General features: G+C 54.0%; 10 protein-coding genes and 1 pseudogene. 4 read left to right on the forward strand and 7 right to left on the reverse strand.

The genetic code is table 11. The features are described 5' to 3' along the window. Positions 1-6: 6 nt before the first annotated feature. Together ACESNI_RS04830 and ACESNI_RS04835 are read left to right on the forward strand one after the other, a co-directional pair. On the forward strand, positions 7-1,125 hold the full coding sequence (locus ACESNI_RS04830; protein WP_373085356.1) for an efflux RND transporter periplasmic adaptor subunit: 1,119 nt from the start codon (positions 7-9) through the stop codon (positions 1,123-1,125). Next, on the forward strand, positions 1,122-4,292 hold the full coding sequence (locus ACESNI_RS04835) for an efflux RND transporter permease subunit (protein WP_373085358.1): 3,171 nt from the start codon (positions 1,122-1,124) through the stop codon (positions 4,290-4,292). The genes ACESNI_RS04830 and ACESNI_RS04835 overlap by 4 nt, the downstream gene beginning before the upstream one ends. 100 nt (positions 4,293-4,392) lie before the next feature. Here ACESNI_RS04835 and ACESNI_RS04840 read toward each other — a convergent pair whose 3' ends face one another. The 7 genes and pseudogenes from ACESNI_RS04840 to ACESNI_RS04870 all read right to left on the reverse strand — a co-directional run bounded on the left by ACESNI_RS04840 (position 4,393) and on the right by ACESNI_RS04870 (position 11,104). Then, complete coding sequence (locus ACESNI_RS04840; RefSeq protein WP_373085359.1) at positions 4,393-5,214, reverse strand: phosphatidylcholine/phosphatidylserine synthase; 822 nt, start codon at positions 5,212-5,214, stop codon at positions 4,393-4,395. Further along, a pseudogene (locus tag ACESNI_RS04845) lies at positions 5,214-5,924 on the reverse strand (phosphatidylserine decarboxylase); the annotation flags it as partial. The gene ACESNI_RS04840 and the pseudogene ACESNI_RS04845, both read right to left, overlap by 1 nt. Positions 5,925-6,023: 99 nt before the next feature. Then, positions 6,024-7,856, reverse strand: a complete 1,833-nt coding sequence (locus tag ACESNI_RS04850) for an ABC transporter ATP-binding protein/permease (protein ID WP_373085360.1) — start codon at positions 7,854-7,856, stop codon at positions 6,024-6,026. Positions 7,857-8,000: 144 nt separating this feature from the next. Continuing rightward, the gene (locus tag ACESNI_RS04855) at positions 8,001-9,149 is read right to left on the reverse strand and encodes a LysM peptidoglycan-binding domain-containing protein (protein ID WP_373085361.1); all 1,149 of its coding nucleotides are present in this window, start codon (positions 9,147-9,149) and stop codon (positions 8,001-8,003) included. Positions 9,150-9,242: 93 nt separating this feature from the next. Beyond that, positions 9,243-10,121: a cytochrome c gene (locus ACESNI_RS04860; protein WP_373085362.1), complete on the reverse strand. Its 879-nt coding sequence runs from the start codon at positions 10,119-10,121 to the stop codon at positions 9,243-9,245. A gap of 57 nt (positions 10,122-10,178) precedes the next feature. Beyond that, complete coding sequence (locus ACESNI_RS04865; protein WP_373085363.1) at positions 10,179-10,652, reverse strand: cytochrome c; 474 nt, start codon at positions 10,650-10,652, stop codon at positions 10,179-10,181. 83 nt (positions 10,653-10,735) lie between these two features. Beyond that, entirely contained in the window at positions 10,736-11,104 is a 369-nt protein-coding gene (locus ACESNI_RS04870; RefSeq protein WP_373085364.1) for a hypothetical protein, read from the reverse strand. A gap of 29 nt (positions 11,105-11,133) precedes the next feature. Between ACESNI_RS04870 and ACESNI_RS04875 the strand changes: the two genes are divergently transcribed. Both ACESNI_RS04875 and ACESNI_RS04880 read left to right on the forward strand, forming a co-directional pair. Next, entirely contained in the window at positions 11,134-11,718 is a 585-nt protein-coding gene (locus ACESNI_RS04875) for a TIGR00730 family Rossman fold protein (RefSeq protein WP_373085365.1), read from the forward strand. Positions 11,719-11,820: 102 nt separating this feature from the next. Continuing rightward, positions 11,821-12,880: NADP-dependent isocitrate dehydrogenase (locus tag ACESNI_RS04880; protein ID WP_373085366.1), on the forward strand; the 1,060-nt coding region annotated here is incomplete at its 3' end.

Below are 12,880 nucleotides of genomic sequence, written 5' to 3' on the forward strand. Positions count from 1 at the left end.
GTTGCTGTGAACCGTTCCGTTATAATCGCAATCGTTATCGCCGTTGTCGTGACCGGCTGGATTGTCTCCGGTCAGCTTGATAGTTTCACGGATGAGTCCGGCAGCGATGCGAACGCCGCGACGCAAGAGGGTGCCGGGGTATCGACAGAAAATGCCCCTGCCGCGAAAAAACATATCACGAGTGTCCGGGTTCGGTCCTTTACGGCGAAACCGCGCCAGCAGGAAGTCATCGTTCACGGCAAGACAGAAGCATTTCGCGTTGTCGATCTGAAAGCCGAAATCTCCGGAACTGTGGAAAAAGTTCATGTGAATGATGGCGACCGCGTCAAGGCGGGTAACCCCATTGTCAGTTTTGATGTCCGGGACAATCAGGCAAAGCTTCTGGAAGCCGAAGCCCTGATCCGGCAGCGTACGATTGAACAAAAGGCCGCCCAGTCCCTGAATAAAAAAGGGTATAGTTCCGACACCACTCTCGCAAGTGCAAATGCGCAGCTGGACAGCGCCAAGGCCCAGGTCATGGCCATGAAAATCCATCTGCAGGATCTCGTTATTAAGGCTCCCTTCGATGGCTATATCGAGGAGCGGGTGGCAGAGATCGGAGATTATATCAAGGAAGGCAACCCGATTGCGACGATCATCGAAAGTGATCCACTGCTCGTCACCGGGCAAATCTCGGAGCTACAGGTAAATAACATTAAGGTTGGGGGCGAAGGAACAGCCACCCTGGTGACCGGGGAGAAGGTATCGGGCAAGATAAAATTCATCAGCAACAGGGCCGATCCGGCGACACGCACCTTCCGGGTTGAACTGGAAGTCCCGAACAAGGGATACAAGCTACGAAACGGCGTCACCGCCGAAATTGTGTTCAAGTCCAACACGGTAATGGCCCATTTGCTGTCGCCTGCCTTCCTGACATTGAACGACGACGGCGTCCTCGGTCTGCGCGCCGTTGGCAATGACGATATCGTCATTTTTTATCCCATTAGAATTCTCTCAGACACGGTGGCAGGCATTTGGGTGGATGGCCTACCCGAGACTGTAACCCTGATCGTCGTCGGCCAGGACTTCGTCCGCGCCGGAGACCGCGTTAAGGCCGACATATACACAGCCGAGGCAGATAAATGAATGCCCTCATAGATGCCGCGATAAACCGCTCCCGGACGATTATTTCGGCCCTGCTTCTGATCCTCGTTGCCGGTGTTTATGCCTATGTCGATATTGCCAAGGAATCTGATCCGGATATCAATGTTCCGATTATCTATGTGTCTATGACCCATGAGGGTATCTCCCCCGAAGATGGCGAACGCCTGCTGGTGCGCCCGATGGAGCAGGAACTCCGCTCGATTGAGGGGATAAAAGAAATGCGGGCGACGGCCAGCGAAGGCTACGCTGCGGTCACGCTTGAGTTTGACGCGGGGTTCGATTCCGACGAAGCGCTAAAGGATGTTCGCGACAAGGTCGATATTGCCAAGAAGGAACTCCCGCAGGAAACCGATGATCCCGAAGTGAACGAGGTTAATTTTGCACTGTTTCCCGTCCTTGTGGTTACCTTGTCGGGCGATGTACCCTCGCGCACGCTGGTCAAGCTTGCCAAGGACCTTCAGGACCGCGTTGAGGGTCTTCCCGGCGTGCTGGAGGCCGACATCGGCGGTGACCGCGAAGAGGTTCTGGAGGTCATCGTTGATCCGGTAAAGCTCGAAAGCTATCAGATTTCAAATGCCGATCTTGCCAACGCGATTGAATATAACAACAAACTTGTCGCGGCGGGATCCATGGATACCGGCAAGGGGCGTTTTTCCATTAAAGTTCCAGGCCTTTTCAAAACCGCGGCCGATGTTCTCGATATTCCGATAAAGGTCAATAACGACGGGGTGGTAACTCTTCGCGATGTGACCGAAATTCGCCGTACCTTCAAGGATGCTGATAGTTACGCCCGGCTGAACGGAAAACCGGCCATTGCCCTCGAAATCAAGAAGCGTCTTGGCGAAAATATCATCGAGACGATCGAAGAAGTCCAAAAGACGGTTCGCGAGGAACAGGCGCGTTGGCCTGAAGGCGTCGTCGTGACTTTCAGCCAGGATAAGTCCGAAGACATTCGCTCGATGCTGAACGATCTTCAGAATAATATTATCAGTGCCATTATCCTGGTGATGATCGTTGTCATCAGTGCCCTCGGCGTGCGGACCGCGGGGCTTGTCGGGTTGTCGATCCCGGGATCCTTCCTGATCGGCATCCTCTATATGTATCTGTTCGGTCTGACCATCAATATCGTCGTCCTGTTCGGCCTGATTCTCGCGGTTGGCATGCTGGTCGACGGGGCAATTGTAGTGACCGAATTCGCCGACCGGAAAATGGCTGAGGGTGTCCACAAGAAAGAGGCCTACTCGCTCGCAGCAAAACGCATGGCCTGGCCGATCATAGCCTCAACCGCGACCACGCTAGCGGTGTTCATGCCGCTGCTGTTCTGGCCGGGTGTGGTTGGTGAGTTCATGAAGTTCCTGCCCCTCACCCTGATCACGACATTGACGGGCTCGCTCTTGATGGCACTGATTTTCGTGCCGACCTTGGGCTCAGTATTCGGTAAGGCAGGCTCGACCAGCCCGAAGACTCTCGCGGCCCTGAATGCGGCAGAATCCGGGGACATAACCAAGGTCGGCGGCTTAACCGGAAAATATGTCAACATCCTGTCCACCTGTCTGCGCCATCCAGCAAAAATTGTAATTGTGGGTGTCCTCGCGCTCGTTGGCGTGCAGTATTATTATGCCGCCCATGGAAACGGCGTTGAATTCTTCCCCAACGTTGAGCCCGAGATAGCCCTTGCCTATGTTCACGCGCGCGGCAACATGTCGACCGACGAGAAGGATGTTCTGGTCGGCGAGGTCGAGAGAGAAGTTCTCAAACTCAATGACTTTTCATCGATCTATACCCGTACCGGCGGACCGGCCAAGGGCCAGGACGTCTCCGCTGATGTTATCGGCACTATCCAGATGGAATTCAAGGACTGGCAGGACCGGCGCCCGGCCGATGAGGTTTTTGAGGATATCCGGAAACGGACGGCGCATTTAACGGGCATAACTGTGGAAACACGCAAGCCCGATGCGGGTCCGCCCACGGGAAAAGATATCCAGATCCAGCTGTCCTCGCGACAGCCGGATCTGCTCCCCGCCGAGATTGCTAAAATTCGCGAGCATTTGGAAAGCAGTGTTGACGATCTTGTCGATATTGAGGATAGCCGCCCCATCCCGGGAATTGAATGGCAAATCAAGGTGGATCGGGCACAGGCGGGACTGTTCGGGGCCGATATCCTGTCCGTCGGCAAAACCATCCAGTTGGTTACCAATGGCATCAAAGTCGGTGAATACCGGCCCGACGATGCCGATGACGAGCTCGATATCCGCGTTCGTTATCCTGAGGACAAGCGCAGCATTGACCAGCTCGACAATCTTCACGTGCTGACGGGCAACGGCATGGTGCCGCTTTCCAATTTTGTGACCCGCGAGGCGAAGCAGAAAGTCGGGACCGTCAATCGCACCGATGGCCGCCGCGTGATGACGGTGAAGGCGAATGTTGCCGCAGGCGTCCTGGTTGACGAGAAGGTCAAGGAGATCGAAGCCTGGCTAAAAAGCGATGCCAACCTCAATCCGGACGTCTCCTATACTTTTAAGGGCGAGGATGAAGAGCAGAAGAAGGCGCAAGCTTTCCTCGGCAAGGCCTTTGCCGTCGCCCTGTTTATCATGGCGATCATTCTGGTCACCCAGTTCAACAGTTTCTATCATGCCTTCCTGATACTGACTGCCGTTATCATGTCAACAATCGGGGTATTTGTCGGTCTGATCGTGACCGGACAACCCTTCGGGATTGTGATGACAGGGGTCGGAATAATCTCGCTTGCCGGTATCGTTGTGAACAACAATATCGTGTTGATCGATACCTTTGCCCATCTTCGCCGTGAGGGCATGGCGGCTATGGAGGCGATCCTGCGCACCGGCGCCCAGCGTTTGCGCCCGGTCATGCTGACCACCGTGACCACCATTTTCGGGTTGCTGCCGATGACATTGCAGATCAACATCGACTTCGTCAGTCGCGAAGTTGTCACTGGGGCACCGTCATCGCAATGGTGGGTGCAGCTGTCGACCGCTGTTGCCTTCGGTTTGACCTTCGCCACCATTCTCACGCTGATCATGACCCCGGCCCTGCTTATGGTTGGCGCCAACGTCAGCGAAGCGTTGGAGCGTCGTAAAACGCGTAAAGCCGAGGCAAAATCCGCCGCCCATCCGGAACTGGCGGAATAGCTTAGCGGACCCTTTGAAGTGACTCACGATGAGAATACCCGGCAACGCCTTTAATCAGCATCAAAAGATATGACGATATACCATCACGATTTAGGATATATCAGCTTACCGCGTCATTATCCGTATCGCTAACGTCCGGTTTATCCACCCCAGCCATGTCGGCTTTTCGGGCATCTTGCCGCGTCAAACGCCGCTGGCTGATAATCGAGAACGGAATGGTCGCTATATAAATGAGGGCAATAAGTGAAAGAAGCTGCCAGGGGTAGCTCGCAAGCATCGCCGCCATCACGCCGACCAAAAGCAAAACCGGCATAATGAAGCGGCGGGAAATACGCAGGCGTTTCAGTGAATATGTGGGAATACGGCTGGCCATCAAAAACGCAATGAATAATAACCAAGTGGCGTTCAAAATAGGGGATCTGAAAAAGTCGCTGTCCGTAAAGAAATTGACCACCATAAACAGCAGTGAAATTGACGCACCGGCCGGGGCGGCAATCCCGGTAAAATATTTCGACGCCCAGACTGGCTGTTCCTCATCCAGCATCGAGTTAAATCGTGCAAGGCGCAAACCGCAGGAAACGGTAAACACCAAGGCAATAATCCAGCCGACACCGCCCAGTCCGGCATCCAGCGTCCAAAGGAACAGGACTAGCGCCGGGGCAACACCGAAACTCACAAAATCCGAGAGGGAATCAAGCTCCGCCCCGAACTTGGAAGCGCTTTTCAACAGTCGCGCCATTCGCCCATCCAGCCCGTCCAAAACCCCGGCAGCGAGAATGGCAATCACCGCCATCTCCCATTTTTCATCAAGAGCGAAGCGCACCGATGTCAGCCCGGCGCAGAGGGCCAGCGTCGTCAGCATATTCGGGATGAGAGCGTTCAGGGGGAGGACCCGAAGCCTGCTGCGCCGATTGAGGGTCATTAGCGAATCTCCGATGGCATGGCGCTCGTGTTGACACCGTTCAGGTCGGCGATGATTGTCTCTCCGCCCACCATATTCTGACCGACCGCCACAAGTGGCTGAATGCCTTCGGGAAGATAAATATCCGTTCGGCTGCCAAACCGGATCAGGCCAAAACGTTCCCCGGTCCGGACCTGCTGCCCATCGGTCAGGTAGCAGACAATCCGGCGAGCGACGAGCCCGGCGATCTGGACGAAAATGATATCCTGCCCATCATCGCTCCTGAGGTGAACGGCGTGGCGCTCGTTTTCCTCCGATGCCTTGTCGAGGGCGGCATTGAAGAATTTACCGGGTCGATAGACCTGCCGAACAATCGTTCCGCCGAACGGCACCCGATTAACATGGACGTTGAAGACATTGAGAAATATGCTGATCCTGAGGCGCGCATCCGGTCCGAGGCCAAGCTCTTCCGGCGGGACGGCCCGCTCGATAAGCTGGACCCTGCCGTCAGCGGGACTGACAATCAATCCGGCGCGCGTCGGCACAGCGCGGTCAGGATCACGGAAAAAATAGACGCACCAAAGCGTTAGGACGACACCGATCCAGCCGAGCACCGGCCAGGTAAACAGAAACAGCGCCAGTGTAATCGCCGCGAAGATCGCGATAAACCGGTGACCCTCGTGATTGATCGGCACCAATACTAACTTCAACGTATCCATATCATTCTTCTTTCCGGCCCACGGCCTTCTGTCGAAAGTAGCGTATACCGCAGCTAGCCGACAAAAAGTATAAAAAGTTGACCGCGAAGGTCTGGCGATCGAGTGTAACGCTTAATCCAGCACCTGCTCAAGCTTCTCTTGATAGCTGGCAGCTTCCTGCTGACGTGCCCACATTGCGGCGTAGGCGCCGTTCTTCTCCAGAAGATCGTGATGCCGTCCCCGCTCCTGAATACGGCCCCCGTCCAGAACAATAATTTCATCCGCATCAACAATTGTCGACAGCCGATGCGCAATGACCAAGGTTGTCCTATTTCTGGAGACTTCCGCAAGGCTCGCCTGTATTTCCTTTTCCGTATGGGAATCAAGGGCAGACGTTGCCTCGTCAAATAGCAGGATACGCGGCTTTTTCAAGATCGTGCGGGCAATGGCAACCCGCTGTTTTTCACCGCCAGAGAGTTTGAGCCCGCGCTCACCGACCATGGTGTCGAACCCGGCGGGAAGCTTGGCAATAAATTTGTCAATGCTGGCAAGGCGGGCCGCCTCTTCAATTTCCTCCCGGCTTGCGCCCGGACGTCCATAGCCGATATTATATCGAATCGTATCGTTGAACAGGACTGTATCCTGCGGGACGATACCGATGGCCGCGCGTAAAGAGCCTTGGGTCATATCCTCAATTTTCTGTCCATCGATGGTCACATAGCCACTGTCAACATCGTAGAAGCGGAACAATATCCGCGAGATCGTGGATTTACCGGCGCCGGAGGGACCGACAATCGCCGTCTTCTTGCCGGGAGCAACCCGAAAGGACAGATCGTGAAGAATCTGGCGATTTTCCTCATATCCGAAATTAACATGATGGAACTCCACCTCACCGCCCCCCTCCACCAGAGGCCGGGCATGCGGTTGATCGTCTATTTCGCGGGTGACCCGAAGCAGCTCAAACATCTTCTCCATATCAACGAGGCTCTGTTTGATCTCGCGATAGACGAAACCAAGAAAATTAAGCGGCTGTATCAGTAGCATCAGAAACCCGTGTATGGCGACAAAATCACCCACTGTATATTTGCCGTCAACAACCCCTTTTGCCGATAGATATAAAACCGCGATCAGGCCGATGCTGAGGATCACCCCCTGTCCGATATTCAGATAGGCAAGTGTTATATTGCTGCGGACGGCAGCCCGCTCATATCCAGCGAGAGCCTGGTCAAAGCGGCTTGCCTCATGGCCTTCGTTACCAAAATATTTAACCGTTTCGAAGTTCAGCAGGCTGTCAATTGCCTTGGTATTTGCCTCGCTGTCCTTCTCGTTCATGGTCCGGCGAAACTGAAGCCGCCATTCGGTGACCGCCAGCGTGAAATATATATAGCCGATCAGCGTCGTCAGGGTTATCAGGGAAATAATCCAGCTATACTGAACGAGCAAAATCCCGCAAATGAAGAGAATTTTCAGCAATGTCGGGATAATATTGAACAGCATGAACCGGAGCAGGAAATCGATACCCTTGGTACCGCGCTCGATAACCCTGCTCAATCCGCCCGTCTGCCGGTCGAGATGAAATCGCAGGGACAGTTTATGCAGATGGCGAAAAGTATTCAGGGCGACCTGGCGAATGGCATTCTGGCCGACCTTGGCGAAAACTGCATCCCGGAGTTCAGCGAAGGCCTGTGTCAGAACCCGCGCCACACCGAAGGCGACAATCAGCCCGACCGGCAAGACGATGATCGGGTTTACATCGCCGGTCATGTCATCGACGATATATTTCATGATATAAGGGGTGTAGACCGAGGCGACCTCGGCCATGATCAGCAGGATAATCGCAATAAAGACCCGAATCTTAAGATCCTTGCGTCCGGCGACCCAGAGATATTCGGTGAGCGAGCGCACAGTTGCCCAATGGCTCCTGCCGGCCGACTGCGAATTACTATCGTATTTAGTCGTATCCATTATATTTCCGCCAGATGTATGCCGACCTTAACCTAGTTCAACATTCACAATCGTTTTACCGAAAAATGGTTGCCCGCGATGAGATGTGACCGCGGCTACAAATGCAGCGGACACAGCACATTCAGCGGCTCAAATTCCGGTGGGTCAGTTCTGCTCTGGCAAGGTGAATATCTGGCCCGGAAAAATAAGATCCGGATCGCGTATCTGATTCTGGTTAGCCTGGTAGATAACAGTATATTCCATGCCTTCGCCATAAATCCGGCGGGCAATCCGCCAGAGGCTGTTTCCCGGCTGTACAACGGCGCGTAAACTGCCATCCTGCTGTGCCAGCAAAACATCCTGTGCCGGCGTTTTCTGGAACGGAAGCTCGATCCTGGAAATTACTTTGTCATCATCATCCAGCTGATCTATGCGAAGGTTATGGGTTCCCGCCGGGATCGACTCGTCCGGCTGCATTTTCCAGTTCCCGTCTGCATCCATGTCGGCTTTGCCAACCGGGCGGTTATCAACATAAATCTGCACATGCTTGCCCGGCTGTCCCTTGCCGGACAATTCCAGTGTTCCCTTGTTGTCGTAATTCACCGATCCGAGGCTTAAATCCTTTGCTGCCGAGACATCACCCTGTGGTTCCGGAACCTGCAACAGCTTCACAGATCCCGGGATTGTCCCCTCGGCAGTGTCATTTTTGGGCGCCAGCATAGCAATTGCAGGCTCCCGCTGAAGCAGCGGTTTTCTGCAATCAGGAACATTCATGATGACGAGATTGCTGGATTCAAGTTCCTGCCCATCCGGGTTTTTCGCGCGCAAGTTAATCGATTGCGAGCCCGCTCCGAGTGGTTTCTTTGATGTGAATACCCATTCGCCGTTGGAGGATGTCGTAATATCTCCCGCCGCCGTATCGCCGACAAATATTGTCACAACGGAGGCCGGAACCGCCCGGCCCGCGGCCAGCAACTCGCAATTCTGATCGACCCGGACAACATCAAAACTCGGCCGCGCCAGTGCAACTTTCTGCGCCGCCTCATCCGTGCCGTTATCGAGCTTCTTATCGACAATGGTCGGCACAATGCTCCCCTCAGTCGGTGTACCCGGCTTACCTGCCACATTGGTGCCGCTTGCATCCGCTTCGGCACTGTCTCCCGCGTCATTTTCGGAGGAGGTTTTCTCAGTTGTTGTCTGGACGTCCCCGGAAGAGGTTTCATCCCCTGTCATCAACAGCGTATCACCGCGAAGATACAGAAAGACACCAATAACAATGAGTAATAAAATCGCCAGGATACCAAATACGCGCACCAGAGCCTCACAAGTAAAGATCGAAATCGCGCCTATTATGAACCGCGAGGGCAGATCGTGCAATGTTTAGTAAAATGCGGCGTTTCCGTCCGCCTATGGGCTGGATTTCTCGACTTTATTATTGATCGGCTTGATCGATTTAAGATAGCGCGCAATGGCGGTGAGATCTTCATCCGTCAATTTCGACAGGCTATGCTCTATAACCTCTCCCATCGTCCCCTGCACATTATCAAAATCAGGTTTCATGCCATCCTTCATAAAGCTCACAAGGTCGGCTTCGGACCAGTCCCCGATCCCGGTTTCAGGGTCTGGCGTGATATTCGGGACAATCTCACCCTCTCCGCCGCTCGCCGATCCGGCAAGGTACAGAGACATATCAGTGCCACCGAGAAAATTGCGCGGTGTATGACATTCCCCGCAATGGGCAAGAGCCTCCACCAGATACCCGCCGCGCGCAACCGGCGCCGGCGTGTCTGGCGGCGCAGAATATCGCCCTTCGTTAAAGAACATCAGCCGCCATCCCCATTGCAGCCAGCGCCAGGAAAATGGCGCGGAGACATCGTGCTCCTTATTCGGGCTGTTTACCTTGGACACGGACATCAGGTAGGACTTGATGGCAAGCGCATCCTCCGTCGTCATTTTGGTATAGCTGGGATAGGGGAAGGCCGGAAACAACGGATGCCCCTCACGTCCAATGCCATCGTGCAGGGCATTGACGAAGTCCTCGTCGGACCAGCCGCCAATCCCGGTTTCAGCGTCAGACGTGATATTGGGGGTGTAGAAAACACCGAACGGGGTCGGCAGCGCCCGACCTCCGGCAAACGGCTTGCCACCATTCTTGACATCCGTATGACAGCCATAACAGCTGCCCGCCGCGGCCAGATACGCCCCCTTATCCGTCGGCTCGTCTGCATGAGTGGCAAGGCCCCAGGAGCAGAACAGAATGATGCCGAAGGTGAGGAGGAGGTGCAAAGGTAAGTGCCCAGATAAGGACCGCTCTCCCAATTTTCCGCTCCCCCTCACTATCAGTTACTCCTTTGGTTTGCGGAACTGCTTGTGGCAGCCGCCACAGGCGCCACCTGTCATTTTAAGGGCGGCGCCGATTTCAGCCTTGTCCCCTGATTGGACAGCTGCAACCAGTTGATTACTGGCAGCCTGGAGGTCTTCGATATCTTTTTGAAAGTCGGCCTTGTATTTTTCTTCCCATATTTCCGGCTTTGAACGGGAAGCTTCGACACCGGAGCCTTCCGGAAACAGTTTGGGCAAATCGGCGGCAATCGCGGCAACCGTCTGAGCATTTTTGTTAAGCTCGTCGCTATATTCGGCCTCGCCCTTGACCACTTTGGCGATCGCCCCCAAATTCGCGCCCATTTTCTTCATTTCGGCAATGCGATGATCCGCCGCCTCGTTGCCTGTCGTCTCAGAATGCGCACTCGCGATTGTCACCATGGCCAATCCGGCCACCATAATCGCAATAAAGGGCTTCAATAGAATGTGCTTCATCTCGATACCTCTCCCCGTTAAATAAAACATCAAAAGAACTGACCTTGCACAGGTACAATTATTAACCTGATTTCACATTAGTTTTAATGCGGTAAACTCACAACCATTTCCGCGCCACCATAGTCATGCACCTTGTCATGCGCCCGGATTGTAACCTGTTTTACATACATGGGAATTGACGATGTCATCGACCGGGTAAACGGTTGCTCATCTACATGTGGATGCATCAACACACGCGCGCCAAGACTGTTTCCCTGCATATCCAGAACCTCCCACCTGTCCGCGTAATGCTCCCAGCCCTCATCTGCATGGCGGACGGTCACCGTGAAGCGGTAGACATCTGCCTCGACCTTGGTGATATCGACGGCAATCACATCCACTTCCCCGGCGAAAACAGGGCTTGACGTAAACGCCAGCAATCCGCACATAATAAGGACAGAATATTTAATCATATCCCCCCTTTTCCCGAACAGGTAAATTCATGGCTGAAATCTCTTCCCTTTGCGTTTATTGCGGCTCGCGGATGCCCACCGATCCTGCCCATAGGGAAGCCGCCAGGAACCTGGGGCAACAACTGGGCGAAAACCAAATCCGGCTTATCTATGGTGGCGGCCATGTGGGACTAATGGGTATCATAGCCGACGCCACGCTTGACGCTCACGGACAGGTTATCGGGATAATCCCCGGGCATCTATATGATATTGAAGTTAGTCACGAGAAATTGACAGAACTGCATGTTGTCGACAGTATGCATCTACGCAAGGAAAAGATGTTTCAGATGTCCGATGCCTTCGTGATTCTGCCCGGCGGCCTAGGTACCCTTGATGAAACATTTGAGATGTTGACCTGGCGCCAGCTCCGTCTCCATGACAAGCCGATTATCCTTGTAAACCATAAACAGTACTGGCAACCGCTCCTTGACCTGATCAACCATATGATCACCGCGGGATTCGTCGAGAAGGAAGCACTCGGGTTTTTCCGGGTTGTCGAGCGCATGGAAGACATCCTCCCTGCCCTGCTCGCCGCACCGGAAGAGGAAATCCCAGCGGATATCTCCAAATTTTAGGCGGAATCAACTCTTTTTTACCGGATCAGCTTGCGCCATCCGCCGTCAATGCTATTTTGCACCCGCACAACAATAATCAAATTGGTAAAGAAGGATCTCGATATGCCAAAAATTCATGTCAAAAATCCAGTGGTCGAACTGGATGGCGACGAAATGACCCGGATAATCTGGGATTTTATCAAGAAGAAACTTATCCTGCCGTATTTGGATATCGATCTGAAATATTACGATCTCGGAATGGAAGCGCGCGACAAGACGGATGACCAAATCACCGTCGATGCGGCCAATGCCATCAAGGAATTTGGCGTTGGCGTCAAATGCGCGACGATTACGCCGGATGAACAGCGAGTTGAGGAATTCGGCCTCAAGAAGATGTATCGCTCTCCGAATGGTACCATTCGCAATATCCTGGGCGGCACTGTCTTTCGCGAGCCTATCATTTGTGCCAATGTCCCGCGGCTGGTTCCCGGATGGACGGACCCTATTGTCATCGGGCGTCACGCCTTTGGTGATCAATATCGCGCAACCGATATGGTGGTGCCGGGGCCCGGCAAGCTGACCATGAAATTTGAACCGTCAGATGGCGGCGAAGTTCAGGAGTTCGAGGTTTTCGACTTTCCTTCCGGTGGTGTAGCCATGAGCATGTATAATCTGGATGACTCCATTCGCGGTTTTGCCCGTGCCTGCATGAACTATGGCCTCAACCGGAACTGGCCGGTGTACCTTTCCACTAAGAACACTATCCTGAAAGCCTATGACGGCCGCTTCAAGGATTTGTTTGAAGAGGTCTTTCAGGCAGAATTCAAGGCTGAATTCGACAAGCGCGGCCTGACCTACGAGCACAGGCTGATTGACGACATGGTTGCCTGCGCCATGAAATGGTCCGGGAAATACGTCTGGGCCTGCAAGAACTATGACGGCGATGTGCAGTCGGACACTGTGGCGCAAGGGTTCGGCTCGCTTGGCCTGATGACCTCCGTCCTCATGACCCCCGATGGGAATACCGTGGAAGCTGAGGCTGCCCATGGGACGGTGACCCGTCATTACCGGATGCATCAACGCGGTGAGGAAACCTCCACCAATCCGATTGCCTCGATCTTTGCCTGGTCTCGCGGCCTTTTGCATCGCGCCAAGCTCGACAGCAATGAAGACGGCGGCATCA

The sequence above is a fragment of the Sneathiella sp. genome (genome assembly GCF_041689005.1).
In the GTDB taxonomy this organism is placed as follows: domain Bacteria; phylum Pseudomonadota; class Alphaproteobacteria; order Sneathiellales; family Sneathiellaceae; genus Sneathiella.